The 17,459-nt window shown below is 40.7% G+C and carries 14 protein-coding genes; 7 read left to right on the top strand and 7 right to left on the bottom strand.

What is annotated here, in order from left to right; all coding sequences use genetic code 11:
- Positions 1 to 334: 334 nt before the first annotated feature.
- Together U859_RS0127225 and U859_RS0127220 are read right to left on the bottom strand one after the other, a co-directional pair.
- Complete coding sequence (locus U859_RS0127225; protein WP_025146391.1) at positions 335 to 1,435, bottom strand: NADH:flavin oxidoreductase; 1,101 nt, start codon at positions 1,433 to 1,435, stop codon at positions 335 to 337.
- A gap of 13 nt (positions 1,436 to 1,448) precedes the next feature.
- Complete coding sequence (locus tag U859_RS0127220) at positions 1,449 to 1,751, bottom strand: ArsR/SmtB family transcription factor (RefSeq protein WP_025146390.1); 303 nt, start codon at positions 1,749 to 1,751, stop codon at positions 1,449 to 1,451.
- A 174-nt stretch (positions 1,752 to 1,925) separates the two neighbouring features.
- Between U859_RS0127220 and U859_RS0127215 the strand changes: the two genes are divergently transcribed.
- From U859_RS0127215 to U859_RS0127190, 6 genes are all read left to right on the top strand, one after another.
- A complete protein-coding gene (locus tag U859_RS0127215) occupies positions 1,926 to 2,504 on the top strand; it encodes an RNA polymerase sigma factor (RefSeq protein WP_025146389.1) in 579 nt (192 codons plus the stop codon).
- Positions 2,505 to 3,041: 537 nt separating this feature from the next.
- Complete coding sequence (locus tag U859_RS0127210) at positions 3,042 to 4,220, top strand: FecR family protein (protein WP_025146388.1); 1,179 nt, start codon at positions 3,042 to 3,044, stop codon at positions 4,218 to 4,220.
- 213 nt (positions 4,221 to 4,433) lie between these two features.
- A complete protein-coding gene (locus tag U859_RS0127205; protein WP_240183105.1) occupies positions 4,434 to 7,790 on the top strand; it encodes a TonB-dependent receptor in 3,357 nt (1,118 codons plus the stop codon).
- Positions 7,791 to 7,800: 10 nt separating this feature from the next.
- A complete protein-coding gene (locus U859_RS0127200; RefSeq protein ID WP_025146386.1) occupies positions 7,801 to 9,309 on the top strand; it encodes a RagB/SusD family nutrient uptake outer membrane protein in 1,509 nt (502 codons plus the stop codon).
- Positions 9,310 to 9,320: 11 nt separating this feature from the next.
- Positions 9,321 to 10,724 (top strand): PKD domain-containing protein, encoded by a 1,404-nt coding sequence (locus U859_RS0127195; RefSeq protein ID WP_029986213.1) that lies wholly within the window; start codon positions 9,321 to 9,323, stop codon positions 10,722 to 10,724.
- 61 nt (positions 10,725 to 10,785) lie between these two features.
- Positions 10,786 to 11,664, top strand: a complete 879-nt coding sequence (locus U859_RS0127190) for a glycoside hydrolase family 16 protein (protein ID WP_240183104.1) — start codon at positions 10,786 to 10,788, stop codon at positions 11,662 to 11,664.
- 355 nt (positions 11,665 to 12,019) lie between these two features.
- On the opposite strand, the gene U859_RS32305 is transcribed toward U859_RS0127190, so the two are convergent.
- Together U859_RS32305 and U859_RS0127180 are read right to left on the bottom strand one after the other, a co-directional pair.
- On the bottom strand, positions 12,020 to 12,499 hold the full coding sequence (locus U859_RS32305; protein WP_205314447.1) for a hypothetical protein: 480 nt from the start codon (positions 12,497 to 12,499) through the stop codon (positions 12,020 to 12,022).
- A gap of 128 nt (positions 12,500 to 12,627) precedes the next feature.
- Positions 12,628 to 13,020 carry a winged helix-turn-helix transcriptional regulator gene (locus tag U859_RS0127180; protein WP_025146382.1) on the bottom strand — a complete coding sequence of 131 codons (393 nt, stop codon included), beginning with the start codon at positions 13,018 to 13,020 and terminating at the stop codon, positions 12,628 to 12,630.
- A gap of 266 nt (positions 13,021 to 13,286) precedes the next feature.
- On the opposite strand from U859_RS0127180, the gene U859_RS0127175 reads away from it, so the two are divergent.
- Positions 13,287 to 14,978 (top strand): arylsulfatase, encoded by a 1,692-nt coding sequence (locus tag U859_RS0127175; RefSeq protein WP_025146381.1) that lies wholly within the window; start codon positions 13,287 to 13,289, stop codon positions 14,976 to 14,978.
- Between the two features lie 166 nt (positions 14,979 to 15,144).
- Here the strand turns inward: U859_RS0127175 and U859_RS0127170 are convergent, their stop codons facing one another.
- Genes U859_RS0127170 through U859_RS0127160 form a run of 3 tightly spaced genes read right to left on the bottom strand, consistent with a single transcriptional unit; the run spans position 15,145 to position 17,427 of the window.
- Positions 15,145 to 15,714: an isochorismatase family protein gene (locus U859_RS0127170; RefSeq protein ID WP_025146380.1), complete on the bottom strand. Its 570-nt coding sequence runs from the start codon at positions 15,712 to 15,714 to the stop codon at positions 15,145 to 15,147.
- Between the two features lie 17 nt (positions 15,715 to 15,731).
- Positions 15,732 to 16,991 (bottom strand): MFS transporter, encoded by a 1,260-nt coding sequence (locus U859_RS0127165; RefSeq protein ID WP_025146379.1) that lies wholly within the window; start codon positions 16,989 to 16,991, stop codon positions 15,732 to 15,734.
- 4 nt (positions 16,992 to 16,995) lie between these two features.
- Positions 16,996 to 17,427 carry a MarR family winged helix-turn-helix transcriptional regulator gene (locus tag U859_RS0127160; RefSeq protein ID WP_025146378.1) on the bottom strand — a complete coding sequence of 144 codons (432 nt, stop codon included), beginning with the start codon at positions 17,425 to 17,427 and terminating at the stop codon, positions 16,996 to 16,998.
- Between the last annotated feature and the right edge of the window lie 32 nt (positions 17,428 to 17,459).

Here is a 17,459-nt window from a genome sequence, read left to right as displayed (position 1 = left end):
CCTCAAGTTGCCGTGCGGTTGGTCGGGATTTCAAATCCCGACCCTTGAACTGTGGATTTATAATCCACCCAGAAGGATTACAAATCCTAAGCCCTAATGACGGGATTGCAAATCCCGACTAGCGCCGCGGGAAAGATTGCTTCCCCGAAATCGGGGCAGGCTGTCGGCTGAAAAAGCCTTCTCGCAATGATGGATTAGGATATGGAAATTAATTCCGTGATTTCTGTGTTTTCCGTGGCAAAAGATTCTAATGTCAGATGGTAACATCTGACATCACAAAAAAAGCATCTCGAAAGAGATGCTTTTAAAATAAAAAGAAAAATAGGGATATTTATTATACTAATTGCATTAAAGCCTCTTTGCTAAAGCCTTTCAATTCTTCAGTACGGTTATGTTTAATTTTCTCTACCCAGTTCGAATCTGCTAAAAGCGGACGGCCAACGGCAACCAAATCAAAATCGCCACGATCCATTCTACGTACCAATTCATCTAATGAGCTAGGTTGTGAGCTTTGACCAGCAAATGCGCCAAAGAAATCGCCATCTAAACCAACTGAACCTACAGAAATGGTTGCTTTTCCGGTGATTTTTTTAGCCCAGCCTGCAAAGTTCAAATCAGAACCCTCAAACTCAGGCTCCCAGAAACGGCGTTGCGAGCAATGGAAAATATCAATACCGGCATCGGCCAATGGTGTTAACCACTGCTCCATTTCCTGCTCATTTTTAGCCAGTTTAAAATCATAAGCAGCAGGTTTAAATTGAGATAAACGGATAATTACCGCAAAATCTTCACCAACCCTTTTGCGTACTTCTTTAATTACCTCCACACCAAAACGGGTACGCTCGGCCAAAGTTTTACCGCCATAAATATCAGTACGGTTGTTTGTTCCTTCCCAGAAAAACTGATCAATCAGGTATTGGTGTGCACCGTGTATTTCAACGGTATCAAAACCTAACGCTTTGGCATCTGCAGCAGCCTGACCAAAAGCAGCAATAGTATCGGCAATGGCAGCATCCGTCATGGCTACACCATTTTCGAAACCTGGTTTGTTAAAGCTTGATGGACCTTCGAAAGGAGTACTTGGCAACCAGCCTGATGCATGGTTTTCCATAATTCCCTGGTGCCAGATCTGTGGACCCATTTGCCCGCCAGCCTGGTGAACATCATTAATTACCTGCTGCCATCCTGCCAAAGCTTCGGTGCCATAAAAATGTGGAATGTTTGGATCTGCAGAAGAAGATGGACGGTTGATTACCGTACCTTCTGATAAAATTAAACCTACTTCGCCAGCGGCTCTTTTTGCATAATAAGCTGCAACTTCGGGAGTTGGCACTCCACCTGGCGAGAAAGATCTCGTCATCGGAGCCATTACAATCCTGTTTTTTGTATTTAATGTTTTTAGGCTAAAAGGCCTGAATAAACTATCTGTGTTCATATATTTTTAAATTTTATAATGCTTTATGGATGATTTCGCTTAATTTTTCCAAGCCTTCTTTATTGCGTTTGTAATAGGTCCATTGCCCAACACGGGTAGAGCTGATTAATTCTGCACGCTGTAAAATAGAAAGGTATTCGGAGATGGTACTTTGTGATAAACCACTTTTTAGCTGGATCTGCCCAACACAAACACCAACGTTTTCAAAATCGGCATTTGGCTGTTCCGGAAAATTAAGCTCGGGCTCTTTTAGCCAGCCTAAAATCTGCAAACGTGTTTTGTTCGAAAGGGCTTTAAATATTTCTACCTGATCCATGACACAAAGGTATATCGGAATTTCCCGATATACCAATTAAAGAATCAAACTTTACAATTGTGTGTAGAACCTGTTGTTAAGCGTTGCTAAAACGTTTAAAGCTCAGCATGATATTAAAATAATGTTAGGATTTACATTAAACAATTTCTTACATTCGTTTAATCATTCTAACCATTGTCAACTTATAACTCATTAACCGATCACGAACTTTTCGTCCTGATGCAGGATGGGAATAGGTATGCGTTCGAAGAAATTTACGAGCGGTTTAACGGTTTGTTATATATTTATGCTTGTAAAATGGTACCTGATAGGGAAGATGCGAGAGACATTGTTCAGGAGATTTTTGTGTACCTCTGGAGTAATCCGAATATTAAAATCAAATCCCAGTTATCGGCTTATCTGTACACCGCAGTGCGGTATAAAATCTTCGATTGGCTGGATAAAAATAAATCGCGTACCAATTATTTACAATCATTGGAAAACTTTGCCGATCAGGGTGATTATGTGACGGATAATTATATTCGTGAGCGAGAATTTGCTTCACTGATTGAAAAAGAAGTGGCTTTATTGCCGCCAAAAATGCGCCTGATTTTCGAAATGAGCCGTCGGCAACACCTTACTCAAAAGGAAATTGCCGATATTTTGCATTTATCAGATAAAACGGTAAAAAAGCAGATGAGCAATGCATTAAAGGTTTTAAGGTTAAAGTTAACATCGTTTTTATTACTGGCTGTAATTTTAATGCTTCGCTGATTTTTTTGACTAACCCAAAATTCATAAATTGATTGATTTGGGCGTTACCCAATCCCGTGAACTACGGGAAAGGGGCGGGCTTTTCAGGGCTTCGCTTCGCTCCGGTACCGATGAAGGATCGGTACTGAACCCTTACAATCCCTAACGTAAAACCCACCGGTTCAAACCTCGCAGGTTTAATTCGATGTTAATATTGTTTTTAATGGCCTCATTGAAGGCTGCGCCGTTTAAAAAAAACCATAAGGTCTAAAGTTACCAGTCCTTTTAGAAAGCAGGCTTTGTTAAATAAACCTGATAGGACGGAAAGCCCGGAGCGAGGCACGGGTGAGGACTTGGAGGGATAGCAGGATTTTCGTAACCGAAGCACACCGAACCCTGTTTTTCTAAATAATATAAATCACTTTAGGGTAACTAAATATACAAGTTTGCGACGGCCAAAATTTATCATTCAAAAAAAAATAAAAATATTTTCTTTTCATCTACTACCTGGGCTTTGGTTAACCTACATGTATTTAATTAGCCAAATATTTTGAAGTAATGAATAAAGCCGAAGTTGAAAAACTTTTAGAACGATACAGAGATGGATTGTGTACTGAAGACGAAAAAGCTTTAGTAGAATCGTGGCACTCATCCGAACTGTCTAAAAAGGTATCCGATCTGGATCACTCCGAGTTAATTGATGCCAAAATCCAGATCTGGAATGCCATTGAAGAAGAAACAGCGCTGAAACCTGCACGTAGAAGCCTGCTTTGGCCAAAACTGGCGGCTGCGGCAGTGGTACTTTTCTTTATTGGTTTTGTGATCAATAATCAGCTGAAAAAACAATTCTCAAATCCTCAACAAATTAGTAAAACAGCAGAAAAAATTATCAGGCCCGGTGGTAACAAAGCAACTTTAACTTTGGCAGATGGTTCTAAAATATCTTTAACTGATGCTACGAATGGCGTAATTGCTAAACAAGCAGGTATTAACATTACCAAAACCAGTAAAGGGGAGCTAATTTATACCGTTGCTGCCCAATTGGCATCGAATGTTAAAAAAGCAGTGTATAACACAATTGAAACGCCGCGTGGCGGACAATACCAGATCAATCTTCCTGATGGGACCAAAGTTTGGCTCAATGCTGAATCGGTTTTAAAGTACCCGGCTGCTTTTAATGGCGAAGAAAGAAAAGTAGAACTGAAAGGTGAAGCCTATTTCGAAGTGGCCAAATTAACCGATAAAAAAGGTGCAAGGGTGCCATTTAAGGTAAAAAGCGACATTGGTGCAGGCAGAAGTCAGGAAGTGGAAGTTTTGGGTACGCATTTTAACATCAATGCTTATAATAACGAACCCAGCAACAAAACCACACTGTTGGAAGGTAGCGTAAGGATTAAAAATTTACAGTCGAACCTTTCGCAGTTATTAAAACCGGGCCAGCAATCGATCATCACCTCTTCATCAGCATCAGTGAAAGTAGAAACCGTAGATGCCGAAGAATCGGTAACCTGGAAAGATGGTTATTTCAGTTTTAATGAAGAGAATTTAGCAACCATTATGAATAAAATTGCCCGTTGGTACAATGTAGAAATAGATTACCGCGGCAATAAAATCAATAAAACCTTTGGTGGGCGCATTTCGCGTTTCAATAGCGTTAACGAGGTGTTGGATATGCTGCAAACCACTGGGGCCGTACATTTTAAAATAGAAGAGAGGAGGATTTTAGTTATGCCATAACCTATACTTTTTCATCAAAACGATGATGATTTTTTAGAATATGCCTGACTAAAAAACCGGAAGCGCGGCAACGCTCCCGGCCATATTTAAGGCTTTATTCTAATCGTAAAATTGTGAGATACAACTATTCTAAACCTAATAACCAAATATATGAATTTTTATACTGAATGGTTGCCCAAACCAAAGGGACGCCTGTTTAAAATTTTGTTGATTATGAAATTGACTTTTGTCTTGCTAATCACTACATTTTTACAGCTCAGTTACGGGGCTGCAAATGCACAAAACGTAACATTATCAGAAAAAAATACCACACTACTTAAAGTTTTTCGCAAGCTGAACAAAAGCGTGGGTTATAGTTTTCTGTACGATTTAGATCTTTTAAAGGAAGCTAAACCGGTAACCATCGATATCCGTAATACAGATATTAAAGAAGCGCTCAAACGTATTTTTAGTGATCAGCCGCTTGGCTATACCATAAAAAACAATACCATTATTATTCACCGTAAATCGGAAGAGGGTACACCTTTAATGATCCGCACTTTTGTTGATATAAGGGGTAAGGTGGTTGATGAAAAAGGCCAGCCCATGGCAGGAGCCAGTGTTAAGGTAAAAGGTACCAACCAGGGTTCGGTAACTGATGAAACGGGTACATTTACTTTAAAAGATGTAACCGAAGGAGCTACATTGGTGATTTCTTACATCGGTTACGAAAATAAAGAGGTAACTGCAGCCAACGGCTTAACCATAAAATTAGAACCGCAGGCAGGTTTACTGGCCGATGCCGTGGTAATTGGTTATGGTACACAAAAGAAGAGTGTGGTAACCGGAGCAATTGCATCAGTTAAGGCCGCCGATTTAGAAAATGCCCCGGTAGTGCGTTTGGAGCAATCGTTACAGGGCAGGGCATCCGGTGTAAATGTAATGACGAGTTCTGGTCAGCCAGGCGATGGCGGTACCATCAGGATCCGCGGTACAGCAAATATTAACAATGCCGATCCTTTATTTGTAGTGGATGGGGTGGTAATAGGCGGCGGGATTGAATACCTTAATCAATCAGATATCGAATCGATCGAAGTGTTAAAAGATGCCGCATCGGCGGCTATTTATGGTACACGTGCCGCAAACGGGGTAATTATTGTAACCACCAAAAAAGGCGCCAATACGGGAAGAATCAGACTGGAGTATAATAATTATATCGGTACACAGGCTCCTTCTACAAAGCTTAATCTGCTAAATGCTACGCAATACGCTACCATTTATAACGAATCACAGTTGGCTGATGGGGTTACTGCAGTGCGTTTCCCTAATCCGGCGCAGTATGGTGAAGGTACCGATTGGCAGGCAGCTGTATTTAATAACAGCGCCAAAATCCAGAACCACGATTTAAACATGAGCGGAGGAAATGATAAATCTGTTTATTATGGCTCGTTCAGTTATTTCGATCAGGATGGTATTGTGGCTACATCCAATTCGCAGTTTAAAAGATTTACCGCCAGATTTAACTTTGAACATAAAATCACCAAGAACATTAAGTTTGGTAACTCGATCGGTTATACCAGGATCAATTCGGTTGGCGTAAGTACCAATACCGAGTATGGTTCGCCATTAAGCCGGGCCATTAATATGGATCCGATAACACCTGTTGTTGAAACCGATCCTGCAAAATATGGTGCTTCAAAGTACCTGAATAATCCTGTGGTTAGAAATGACGCAGGTTTTCCTTATGGAATTTCTGATTATGCACAATCAGAGGTTTTAAACCCTGTTGCAGCACTAAAGGTTGCCCAGGGAAATAGCTGGAGCGATAAAATAGTAGGTAATGCATTTGCCGAAGTAGAATTTATTAAAGGTTTAAAATTTAGAAGCACGGGAGGCGTGGATCTTGCTTTTTGGGGCGGACAGAGTTTTCGTCCGATTTACTATCTGAACTCCATCAATCAATCTACTTTAACAGCTTACACCAGGGATAGTAACAGAGGTTTGTTCTGGTCGTTGGAAAATACCCTGAGCTATGATAAAACCATTGGTAAGCATGTATTTACGGCATTATTAGGCTATTCGGCACAGAAAAATAAAGGTGAAACCCAGGGTGGTATTAAAGAAGGTATTCCGGTTGATAACATTAAAGATGCTTCATTACAATTTCCGGTAGCCAGAACCAATTCAGATTTTTATGGAGGGGAGTATCTTAATACTTTAAACTCCATATTTGGTCGTATTATTTATAACTACGATGAAAAATATCTTTTTACGGGGATTATTCGCAGAGATGGTTCATCACAATTTGGCCCGAATAATAAATATGGTTATTTTCCTTCTGCATCAGCAGGTTGGGTTGCTTCACGTGAGGATTTTTGGCCTAAAAACGATATTGTTACTTTCCTAAAATTAAGGGGGTCTTACGGTATTAATGGTAACGACCGTATTCCGGATTTCAGATACTTAGCAACGGTAAGCGGTGGACGAAATTATTCGCTGGGAACAGCTTCCGGCCAAACGCTTGTTAATGGCGTTAGTCCGAATGCACTTTCAAATCCTGATTTAAAATGGGAAGAAACCTCTTCATTCGATTTAGGTTTTGATGCTACTTTATTCGAGGGCATTACTTTAAGTACCAGTTATTTCAATAAAAAAACGTACGGAATGTTATTGCAACAGGTAGTTCCATCATACGTAGGTAATAGTGGTCCTTATGCCAATACTGCCGATTTATACAACAGGGGTTTTGAAATTGAACTGGGATGGAACAAAAAAATAGGCGAAGTGAGCTTTCATGTTGCCGGTAATGCTTCATTTATTAAAAATCAGGTAACCTTATTAGGCGCAGATAAAGATTATATTCCAAGCAGACAAACCATTACACCTCAGGCTTTAGAAGTAACACGTGTAGCGGTTGGCCAATCAGTTGATTCATTCTTCGGATACCAGACTGCAGGCCTTTTCCAGAATCAGGCAGAAATCAACAATTATAAAAACGGTGCCGGTACTTTGATCCAGCCAAATGCAAAACCGGGTGATATTAAATTTTTAGACCTGAATGGCGATGGCGTAATCAGCGATGCAGACAGGACTTTCTTAGGCCGATCGAACCCGAATTTTACTTATGGCCTAACTTTTTCTGCAAAATACAAAGGTTTTGATATTTCATTGTTCGGACAGGGCGTTTCAGGAAACATGATCTTTAACGGATTAAGAAGGTTCGATTTAACCCCATCTAATTATACCACCAATATTTTAAACCGGTGGACAGGCGAGGGAACAAGTAATACCATACCGAGAGTGACTTTACAGGATGATAACAAAAACTATAGCCGGGTATCGAGCCTGTTTTTAGAAAGCGGTGCATATTTCAGGTTAAAAAATGTTCAATTGGGCTACACCTTGCCTAAGCAACTGGTAAATAAGGTTGGTTTGGATAAGTTAAAAGTTTATGTAATGGGCAACAACCTGTTTACCCTGACCAAGTACACTGGTTACGATCCGGAAATAGGAGGCGGAAGCTTAGGTGTAGACCGCGGTTTCTACCCTCAGGCCAGATCATTTTTTGTAGGTGTAAATGTTGGATTTTAATAAGAGCGATATGAAAATTAGACATATAAAATATTCGATTGCCATTTTGGCGATGATGCAATTAACAGTTTCTTGCAAAAAAGACTTTTTAGAACTTGTACCCAAAGGAACTGCAACAGAAGAAAATTTCTACCGTAACGAAACTGAGGTTTACCAAGGCTTAATAGCTGTATACGATGTAATGCAATGGGGTACTACTGGTGGTTACACCATGAAACAACCATTATTAAGTGCCGCCTCCGACGATTGTTTTGCTGGTGGCAGTAATGCTTCCGATCAACCAGGTTGGGTAGCTTACGATAACTTTAACATGGATTCGAGATTGGGCCCACAGGTGGGTTTATGGAGTAAAAATTTTACAGGTATTAACCGTGCCAATATTATTTTAGAGAAAATTGCAAAAGCAACAACGCTAAGCGCAGGTTTTAAAACCAGGGTAACTGCGGAGGCTAAATTTTTAAGGGCCTATTTCTATTTTGATCTGGTTAGGTTTTTCGGCAATGTTCCGTTAATTACGGCAACCATACCAACCGCCGATCTTTATACGCAAAAACAATCTGCACCGGCAGCAATTTATGCGCAAGTGGAGAAAGACCTTCGTGATGCTTATCCTTCCTTGCCTACAACTGTTGCCACAAATGAAAAAGGCCGTATTTCTATGGGGGCTGCAAAAGCATTGCTTGCAAAGGTATTGCTATACCAAAACGATAATGCCAAACTTCAGGAAGCAGCTACTCTGTTTAACGATATCAACAAAGTTGGCAATGCTTATGGTTATTCTTTATTGCCAAATTATGCCGATATCTTCAGACCAGATAATAAATTTAATGCTGAGGTAATTTTAGAAATTCCTCATTCTACTTTAGCAGCATGGGGCGATTGGGGCTGGGTTAACGGTGGCGAAGGTAATGTAGGTACACAGTTTGTTGGTATGGATAGCTATAATGGCGATACATATTCTGCTGGTTGGGGTTTCTGTCCGGTAACGCTAAGCTTAGTTAATGCAATGAAAACCGACCCGCGATTTGCCACTTCTATCATCGATGGTGCTGCATTAAAAGCTACAGGCGCAACTTATAATGGAAGGTACCAAAACACCGACTATTTCATTAAAAAATATGCGCCCTTAAAAGCATACCGCTCAAACAGCGGTACTGCCGAGTTAAACTGGCCAATTGATGAAATTGAAATGCGTTTGGCCGATACTTATTTAATGGAAGCCGAGGCTTTGGTGAGGTTAAACAGCGATCCAACCCGGGCATTAGAACTGCTTACTGCTGTAAGGGCAAGAGTAGGTTTAACTCCGGTTCCTGCAACTTTAGATAACATCTTTAATGAGCGCAGGTTAGAGCTTGCTTTTGAAGGTCACCGTTTCTTTGATCTTGTTCGCAGTGGCAGAGCGGTTACCGTTTTAGGTCCGGTGGGCTATAAAGCAGGCAAAAGTGAATTTATACCGATCCCACAGCAGGAAATCGATCTTACAAAAGGGGTAATTAAACAAAATCCAGGCTATAATTAATTAAATATATCATGAAATTAAATTATATCATTAAACAAACAGCCGGGTTTATGACCTTGCTGCTTTTGCTGAGCTTTAGTGCCTGCAAAAAAGGAAATACAGATAAAGATTTGGGTGCTGCACCCACGGCCGATCAGGTTAAGTTTAGCGTAACGCCTACTGCAACCAACGCCAATATTGTTACTTTGGTTAATCAATCGCCAGGTTTTAAGGCCCTTTGGGATTTTGGTAATGGCGCCACAGCCGATGGTAATACGGTTACCGCTTCCTATCCTTTAGCAGGAACTTATACTGTTAAATTAACCATTGTTACTGATGGAGGTTCGGTTTCGAGTACCAAATCGGTGGTTATTGCGGCTACTAACCCAGCCATGTTAACTGACCCGGCTTTTACTACCCTTTCGGGAGGTTTGGCAAACGCTACAGGTTTTACCTGGGTAATCGATCAAAAATCGGCCGGACATCTGGGTGTTGGTCCTGTAACTTCTCAAACGCCAGACTGGTATCAGGCTGGTCCTGATGAGAAAGCCGGACTGGGCTTTTACGATGATGAGATGACTTTCAACATGAATGCCTTAAAATATACCTACGACAATAAAGGTACAACCTTTGCCAATGCATCTAACGCGCCGGGTATTGGTGGACCAACAGGTTCAAACGATCCAACGGTAAATTATACGCCACCCACCAATTTAACCTGGCTGGTTACCGAAACCAATGGTGCGAAATACATTACCATTTCTGGTGGAGGTTTTATAGGTTATTATCTTGGCGTTTCGCAATATCAGATCTTATCGTTAAATGAAAACGAAATGTGGTTGCGCTGTTTGGATAAAGCCAACAGTGGCAATGCCTGGTATTTAAAACTTGTTAAAAAAGGTTACGTAAGGCCAATTGTGCAAAAGCCGATTCAGGCCGCAAACCTTGCTGATGATTTTCAGGGTACTTCGAACTTCACCTGGACGGCGGAGAACATCAACTTTACAAGTCCTTACGATAATCCGGGCAAATTTCCTGTTAATACATCCGCAAAAGTGGGTTATTATGAAAAAAGAACAGGCGATGACGGTCAGTATGGAAACCTCAATGTAACCTTACCATACCGTTTTGACCTTGCGGCAAAAAACAAAGTCCGTTTAAAAGTTTTCATCCCCGGAGGAAACGATTTTACAACATTACAGCCAAAAGTTTCGGTTAAGCTGCAAAACTCGCTGTTGGGTGGCAACGCTTATACGACACAGATCGAAATTGTTAAAACGATTGCTGCTACCGATTACAATAAGTGGGTACAGTTAGAGTTCGATTATTCGGGCTCGGCTGCTCAAACGTTATATGATAAAATAGTGGTTCAGTTGGGTGGCGAAGGTCATCCTGCTCCGGGCATATTTTATATTGATGATTTTGAGTTTAAGTAAAGCCTGATTTACCGGGCAGTTTGTGCAACATACAAACTGCCCTATTTTAAAAATTAATACGATGATACATTCAGTAAAGCATTTTAAAAGTATGGTTTTTGCTTTTGCAATTGGAGCAATGGCATTGAGTTCCTGCTCAAAAAAGGGAGGTGATGATGGCTTGGTTTATGTACCGCCTGTAGTTGGACCGCCTGTTGATAAAGGCTGGGCTTTTGAATCAAACCCAACTTGGGCTGATGAATTTACCAACACCGGTGCACCACTTTCGGGCAATTGGGATTACGATACCGGAGGTGGCGGCTGGGGAAACAATGAACTGGAATATTATACCAATACCACCAATAATGCCAATGTGGCTAACGGAATATTAACCATTACCGCTAAAAAAGAGAATATGGGCGGCATGGCTTACACCTCATCACGTATGGTAACCCGTAATAAACTTGATGCTTTATATGGCCGTTTCGAAATTAAAGCGAAACTTCCGACAGGAAAGGGTACATGGCCTGCCATTTGGATGTTACCAACCGACCGCGCTTATGGCGATTGGCCTAAATCGGGCGAAATTGATATTATGGAGCATGTGGGCTACGACCAGGATATGGTGCATTTTAGTACCCATAGCGAAGCTTATTATTTCAAAATTAACACCCAGAAAACCATTACCAAAAAAATTGACGGGGCAAGTACAGCTTTCCATTTGTACCGTGTAGATTGGACACCTTTTGCCATCCGGGGTTATTATGATGATGTAAAGGTATTTGAATTTACCAATGAAGGAACGGGTTACAAGGTTTGGCCCTTTGATAAACGTTTCCACCTGTTGTTAAATGTTGCTGTTGGTGGCGATTGGGGCGGGGCAAATGGTATTGATGATAGTATCTGGCCACAAAAAATGGAAGTAGATTATGTCCGTTATTACAAAATGATCGATAAATAAGATACGTTAGTTTGATTGTAAAGTCGCTGAGGATTCAGCGGCTTTTCCGTGGTCTGTGTCCTCACAGACCACTTTTAGTTATAACCACCGCCCATGGTCTGTGTCCCCACAGACCATTTTGAAGAGTAAAATTTCGTTCTGTGAGGACACAGACCGAGGGGGGTAGATCTCTCCATTTCGCTGCGCTTCAGTCGAGATGACGATCGCTTTATTGAAACTGTCATCCTGAGCGTAGTTGAAGGGACAAAAAAAACGGGGATCGATCATACCGACCTATCCCCGTCATCTAAATTAACGCTCTCATATATATAAACAACCAAAAAGGCGATTTATTATATTCGGTGTAAAATATTTTTTATTTTTTTGCTACAGTCTTTTTCGCTGCGGTTTTTGCTTTCTTTTCAACGGCTGGAGTTTCTTCCGTGGCCTCTGCTTTTTTCTTGGCAGGTGCTTTTGCTTTCTTCACTTCTGTAACAGTTTCTTCAGTTACTTCAGCTTTCTTTTTTGCAGGCGCTTTAGCTTTTTTAACCTCCGCAGGAACTTCTTCCGCTACTGCTTCTTTTTTCTTGGCTGGTGCTTTAACTTTTTTAGCCTCAACAACTGGTGCTTCAACAACCTCTTCTTTAATTTCTTCTGCTTTAGGAGCATGATCTTGTTGCAGGTAATTGGCTAAAACCTGCTTTAAATATACCTCTGGTTTAGGCATATTAATAATTGTTCCCCGCTCCTTATCCTGAGATTGTTTAATATAAGCCGATTTAATTTTACCCCAATCTTTAGAGTAAAGTCTGATAAACATCTCTACAAATTGTTCATCCGTATATTTTTTAGGCAACCTACCCAGCACTGCCTGAATTTTTTCTTCTTTTTTATGTAATACCGCCATCGATTTTATTTTGCACAAAGATAGCCGAATTTTATCATTATCAGTTTTTTGCTTTTTTTAGCAATTTACAAACCCGATTAAGCACTCATTGCTTCTAAAATGGGCTCAGTTTTTCTGTTTTTTACCAATCTTTCGCGGTGTTTTAAGCCCCATTCTCTCAACTCATTAATTACCTTATCCAGCGATTCGCTGTAAGGTGTTAGCTCGTAAGTTACCGTAACAGGAGTAGTAGAAAATACTTTGCGCACTACGAATTCATTCAACTCTAAATCCTTCAGCTCTTTTGATAAAATTTTTGGTGTAATTTCTCCAACCGACTTCTGGATTTCATTAAACCGTTTTGGCCCTTCCTGTAAAGAGATGATTAAAGGCAGTTTCCACTTACCATTTAATACATAAAGTGCATCTTTTACTGCATTTAAGCTGGCTGTACAAGCCTCTTTACTACGGTGTTCTTTTGCTGGTCCCATGATGCAAAGGTATATGCTTTCGTAAAGGATACCACTATCCTTTTGGATACTAATATCTTTTTGATAGTAATATTACATGTTTATTGGATATCCGCAATAACCGAAAACTTAAAGTTATTATTCCATCTATGTTTTAATCGCATCCATGATTACCTTCTCAGTTCTTCACTGCGTTCTAAATGATAATATATAAAACGATTTAGCTGTATTTGCAACAAATTAATTGATGAAATCGGCACTCTCGGATTTTTATCTTAATTTGAGTTATGATGCGCACATTTACCAAATATTCAAGTCTGTTTTTAATCGGATCGATCGGTGTCTTATCCGCTTTTACCTACAAACCAAAACCTAAAAAATCGGAAGATAAACGGCCAAATATCATTGTAATCCTTGCCGACGATCTAGGTTTTTCCGACATCGGGTGCTATGGTGGCGAAATTAAAACGCCTAACATCGATTATCTGGCCAGTCAAGGGGTTCGGTTCAAAAACTTTTACAATACCTCACGCTGTTGTCCAACAAGGGCTGCTTTATTAACCGGACTTTATAACCACAATGCAGGTATTGGCGAAATGACTACTGATAGAGGTGTGGAAGGATACCGTGGGGCCATCACCAAAAATACGGTAACATTGGCCGAGGTATTAAGAGATGCAGGCTACAGAACGGCCATGTCTGGCAAATGGCATGTTTCCAATACCATTGAACAGCCTACGCCAAAGGCACAACTGGATTGGCTGAACCATAAAACTTCTTTCCCATTATTTTCTCCAATTGATCAATATCCGACCAGCAGAGGCTTTGAAAAATTCTTCGGAACGCTCTGGGGAGTAGTCGATTTTTTTGATCCTTTCAGTTTGGTAAGCGGTACCACCCCAATTAAAGACGTGCCCAAAGATTATTACCATACCGATGCGATTAATGATACGGCTGCCACCTACATCCGCGAATTTAGTAAAGGTAATAAACCTTTTTTTCTTTATGTTGCCGAAAACGCCCCTCATTGGCCATTACAGGCAAAACCCGAAGACATTGCTAAGTATAAAGATACTTACAAAGTGGGCTGGGATGCCATCCGGGAAGCGAGATACAAAAAGATGGTATCGATGGGATTGATTGACCCTAAAACAGCTCCATTATCTCTACGGAAATCAACCATGAAATGGGAAGATAATCCAACAAAAGCTTTTGATGAAATGGCGATGGCCGTACATGCAGCTATGATCGATCGGATGGACCAGGGTATTGGCCGGATCATTAAAACCTTAAAAGAAACCAATCAACTGGATAATACGCTGATCATCTTTTTAAGTGACAACGGTGCCAGTCCGGAAGATGCCATGCGTTATGGGCCGGGTTTTGACCGGCCAAGTGAAACAAGGGCAGGGGAAAAAATTGCTTATCCCATTTATAAAAGGGTAATGCCGGGTCCGCAGACGAGTTATACTTCTATTGGACCAATCTGGGCAAATGTTGCCAATACACCTTATCAACTGGCAAAAGCCCAATCTTATGAAGGTGGTGTACATACGCCAATGATTGCTTTCTGGCCAAAAGGAATCACAGCCAAAAAAGGTAGTTACACGGATCAAGTAGGGCACGTGATGGATTTTATGAGCACATTTGTCGAACTGGCCAAAGCCAGATACCCGAGTAATTATAAAGGGAATACAATTAAACCGATGCAAGGTCTGAGCCTGGTGCCTGCCTTAAAAGGAAAAGTTTCAAAGGGACACGAAACTTTATTTAACGAGCATTTTAATGCAAGTTTCGTACGTGCCGGAGATTGGAAAATGGTGAATTTATCTGATGATTCTACCTGGCACCTTTACAATATTAAAAGTGACAAAACAGAGCTGAATGATGTAGCCTCGCAACATCCTGATAAGGTAAAAGAGCTGACTGCAAAATGGCAGGCTTGGGCAAAAGAAAATAATGTGCTGCCGAAGCGATAAGGTTTTGGTCGGTGAGACACGGATAAATGGAATTAATTATATTTAGATTTGTCGTCATTCTCGCGCATGCGGGAATCTTAATGCTTATGAAATAACAATCATTTTGCATTAAGATTCCCAATTAAGTTGGGAATAACGACATACCGCAGCTGCCTCCATGCCCATTTTACATGTGGGCCGCCAATACCTCAATAATCTTATCTGTCTCACCAACCTCTCCCAATCTTGGAAAGATAAGTTTTACGCTATGTTCGTGCGCATCGATATTGGTATCTGCTATGGCATCTTCGGCGAAAGTAATGTTATATCCATGCTCACTGGCTGCCCTTGCGGTCCCTTCAACACCCACACTAGTAGAAATACCGGCCAATACAATTCCGGTAATGCCTCTTTTTTTTAATTCAACATCCAGATTGGGGTTTGTAAAAGCGTTCCATGCATTTTTAGTGATGAAAATATCACCTTCAATGGTTTTAATTTCTGGTGCAATTTCGAACCATTCCGATGGAAAACTGGTAAATTTTGCATTGGCATTAGTGCGTAGGTTATTGAGAAGTGATTTTGTCGGATCAACATTTACCACTACAACAGGCAGATTTGCCTTGCGAAATGCCGAAACTAATGCTGCGGCCTTTTCTAAAATTTCGTTAACAGGTTTTGCGACCGGAAATTGTAAAATCCCTTTCTGAAGATCGATGAGCACTAAAGCTGTTTTTTTATCTATTGAAGTAATCATTTTTGTATTGATTTAAATTAAACTTTTTCTAATTCGAGCTGATTAATTTCTGGTTTGATGGAGGTGTTTTTGATTTCTTCTTTCCGGAGTTTCCGGTATAAAAATGCACCAATGATGAGGGCAATTGCACCTTCCAATAAAACCGTATCAGGTGTGCCGATCCATTGGGAGATACCACCAACGAGCAATCCGCCCAGTGGTTGCATACCAAAAAAGGCCATGGCGTAAAAACTGATTACACGGCCACGCATAGATGGATCAACCGTAGTTTGGATCAGGGTATTGCTAATGGTAATCTGCGACATCATGCCGAAGCCCGAAATGGTCGCAAAAACCAATGCGATGGGATAATAGGTGGTGTGTGAAAATAAAATCAGGCCTAACCCAAAAATGAGGGTATTAATCGCCAATATTTTTCGAAGATTTCTTCCTGGTTTTAGCGAAGCCAGAAAGATGGCACCAGAAAAGGCACCTAACCCTATCACACTGTCAATTACGCCGAAGGTGGAAGCGGTGCCTTTAAAGATATCTTTGGCATAAACCGGGATTAACGTACTAAAGGGTAAAACCGTTAAGCTGATCAGCGCCAGCATCATCAAAATGATGCTGATAGAAGGCGTTTTCCTGATATAGGCAAAACCTTCTTTTAGTTCTTCCACTACATTTTTGGTGCCCGGCTTGGCAATATATTTCGGCAGTTTCATCATTAATAAGGAACCGATAACCGCAATAAAACTTACCGCATTTAATCCAAAGCAGATGTCATCGCCAAATTTTTCTAATGCTAATCCGGCTAAACCCGGGCCAATTAACCTTGATAAATTTACCATCGATGAGTTTAGTGCCAGGGCATTGGGCAGATCGGCTTTATCATCTACCATTTCGTAAACCAGCGATTGCCTTGCGGGAACATCAAAGGCATTGATCAGCCCTAATAAAGCACTTAAAGCAATAATTTCCCATACCGAGTAATGCCTGAAGAAAATTAAGAGCGTTAACAATACCGCCTGTATCATGGAAGCCACCTGGGTAATCAACAATAATTTGTAACGGTTATAACGGTCGGAAGCCACGCCACCCAAAAAAGAAAAGATAAATGAAGGGAACAGGCTGGCGAAAAGCGTTAAGCCCAACATAAATTTAGAATGGGTTTCGGAATAAATTACCCAGCTCACGGCAGTTTTTTGCATCCAGGTCCCGATTAGGGAAATAGACTGGCCACCGAAATATAACCTGTAGTTACGGCTTTTAAAGGCATTAAATGTGCTGATTTTCATATGTTTAAAATTCAACAAGTTTAGCCAAAGGGCCAATTGCTGCTTTTAAAATTTCCTGTTCCTGTGTATTACAAACTTCTGCAATGGCCTTACTTAACCATTCATCACGCTCATTCCGCACCTGCTGGATCATTTCTTTTCCCAATGTTGAAATGGAAAGATACACCTTACGTTTATCGGTTGCTGATGGGGTTTTTTCAATCAGGCCAAGTGAATTTAAATGTGTAATCACCTGTCCCATTGATTGTGGTGTTATTTTTTCGATCACAGCCAGCTCTGCCGATAAAAGGCTTTGGTTTTCTAAGGAGACCAACACTGCTCTTTCTGTTTGCGATAATGGGGTATCGATGGGCGAAAGTTTCCGCATCTTTCTCACCAGTCTGGTTAGAACAGGACGAAGCTGTGAAGCGATGTCATGACTATTTTTTGCGCTCATTGTTGTAAGTAAAACTTATAAGTTTACCTTAC

The sequence above is a fragment of the Pedobacter jeongneungensis genome (assembly GCF_000633455.1).
Taxonomy (GTDB): domain Bacteria; phylum Bacteroidota; class Bacteroidia; order Sphingobacteriales; family Sphingobacteriaceae; genus Pedobacter; species Pedobacter jeongneungensis_A.
Note: the sequence above shows the minus strand (reverse complement) of the source record. Positions and strands in the feature narration are given on the sequence as shown.